The organism is Mesorhizobium denitrificans (assembly GCF_003403035.1).
Taxonomy (GTDB): Bacteria; Pseudomonadota; Alphaproteobacteria; order Rhizobiales; family Rhizobiaceae; genus Mesorhizobium_G; species Mesorhizobium_G denitrificans.
In genome coordinates this window covers 1-2239 of the sequence record NZ_QURN01000037.1, presented here as the reverse complement: position 1 = coordinate 2239, position 2239 = coordinate 1, and the positions used below count along the sequence as shown (strand labels likewise).

Below are 2239 nucleotides of genomic sequence, written 5' to 3'. Positions count from 1 at the left end.
GTGATCACTACGCTGGTGCGCTCGTAGAGCTTGCTCAGCAGGTGGAATAGCAAGGCACCACCCGAGGCGCTGAACGGCAGATAGCCCAGTTCATCGAGGATCACGAGATCGAGCTTGGTCATGCCTTCCGCGATCTGGCCGGTCTTGCCCTTGGCCTTTTCCTGTTCGAGGGCATTGACCAGCTCGATAGTGGAGAAGAAGCGGACTTTGCGGCGATGGTGCTCGATGGCCTGGATACCGAGGGCCGTCGCGGCATGGGTCTTACCGGTGCCCGGGCCGCCGATCAGCACGACATTCTGCGCCCCGTCCATGAACTCGCAGCGATGCAGTGTCCGGACGGTGGCCTCATTGATCTCGCTGGCGGCGAAGTCAAAGCCTGAGAGGTCCTTGTAGGCCGGGAAGCGCGCAGCCTTCATGTGATAGGCGATGGACCGGACCTCGCGCTCCGCCAATTCGGCCTTCAGCAATTGTGACAGGATCGGGATGGTGGCTTCAAAGGCCGGTGCACCTTGTTCGATCAGATCGGTGACGGCTTGCGCCATGCCATACATCTTCAGACTGCGCAGCATGATGACAATGGCACCGCTGGCGGGATCATGACGCATGTCGGCCTCCAGCGATCTCGTTGCGCAGGCCGTCATAGCGCTCGACATTGGCCTTGGGTTCGAGGTGCAAGGTCAGCGCCTGTGGGGTATCCAGTGGCGGCCCGCCGATCACCTTTCCATCGACCAGCCGGTGCAACAGGTTCAGAACATGGGTCTTCGTCGGCACGCCCTCGGTCAGCGCGAGTTCCACGGCGGTGAGCACGGCATATTCATCGTGCTGCATCACAAGGGCGAGGATATCGACCATCTCGCGGTCACCGCCGGGTTTGCGCAGGATCTGATCCTGCAACTGTCTGAAGGCAGGCGGCAATTCCAGGAAGGGTGCGCCATTCCTGAGGGCTCCGGGCTTGCGCTGAACGACCGCCAGATAATGTCGCCAGTCGTAGATCGTCCGCGATGGCAAGTGGTGGCCGCGTTCGATGATCCGCGGATGTTCGCACAGGATGTTACCCTCGGCCGCCACGACCAGCCGATCCGGATAGATCCGCAGGCTGACAGGACGGTTCGCAAAGGATGCCGGAACGCTGTAGCGATTACGCTCGAAGCTGATCAGGCAGGTGGGCGACACGCGCTTGCTCAACTCGATGAAGCCGTCAAAAGCGACGGGCAGTGGCATCAGGGCTGCCTGTTCTTCGACCCAGACATCGGCGATCGTGCCAGCCCGTGTTCCATGTGCCGTCTCCCGCCACAGATCCTGACACCGTTGTTCCAGCCAGGCATTCAGCGCGGCCAGATCGGGGAAGCCCGGCATCCCTTGCAACATCTGGTGGCGGGAATCCCGAACATTCTTCTCGACCTGACCTTTCTCCCAGCCCGCCGCCGGGTTGCAGAAGTCGGGCTCGTAAACATAGTGGTTCGTCATCGCGAGGAAGCGCATGTTGATCTGCCGCTCCTTGCCGCGGCCGACACGATCCACCGCAGTCTTCATGTTATCGTAGATCCCGCGGCTTGGCACACCACCAAAGACCCGGAACGCATGCCAATGGGCATCAAACAGCATCTCGTGGGTCTGCAACGGATAGGCACGCAGTAAAAAGGCCCGGCTGTGCGCGAGTTTTATATGCGCCATCTGCAGCTTTACGCGCTCGCCGCCCAGCACTGCAAAATCCTCGCTCCAGTCGAACTGGAAGGCCTCGCCCGGGTGGAACGACAGCGGAACAAAGGTCCCGCGTCCCGTGGTCTGTTGCTCGCGCTGGCGTTCTTCCCGCCATTGACGTGCAAAGGCCGCAACCCGGCCATAGGAGCCGGTGAAGCCGAGCGCCACGAGATCGGCATGCAATTGCTTCAACGTCCGGCGCTGCTTGCGTGACTTCCCGGCCTCCGTCTTCAGCCAGCCGGCCAGCTTCTCGGCAAAGGGGGCAAGCTTGCTCGGCCGCTCCGGCGTGGCGAAGGTTGGCTCGATCGTGCCCGCAGCTAGGTGCTTGGTCACGGTATTCCGCGACAGCCCCGTCCGCCGCGCGATCTCGCGGATCGACAGGTTCTGCCGCAAGTGCATGCGTCGGATGATGTTCAAAAGTCCCATGTGGATCACTCCGTTACCCCCGCCGCTCACCGCTTTGGGGAAAGGTTCACATGGCTCAATTCTCAGTGGAAATTAGACGCCTACCCGGCTCACTTCTGGGTGGAAATCAACA

The 2239-nt window shown here is 61.4% G+C and carries 2 protein-coding genes; both read right to left on the bottom strand.

The window, feature by feature from the left end; genetic code table 11:
- A partial coding sequence (locus tag DY251_RS21140; protein WP_116625878.1) for an ATP-binding protein occupies nt 1-605 on the bottom strand: 605 nt, incomplete at its 3' end.
- Nucleotides 595-2127: an IS21 family transposase gene (gene istA / locus DY251_RS21135; protein WP_116625877.1), complete on the bottom strand. Its 1533-nt coding sequence runs from the start codon at nt 2125-2127 to the stop codon at nt 595-597. The genes istA and DY251_RS21140, both read right to left, overlap by 11 nt.
- Nucleotides 2128-2239: the final 112 nt, after the last annotated feature.

What these genes read in the sequence shown, in the direction of transcription:
- istA (WP_116625877.1), bottom strand. Translation starts at nt 2,127, where the DNA reads ATGGGACTTTTGAACATCATCCGACGCATGCACTTGCGGCAGAACCTG.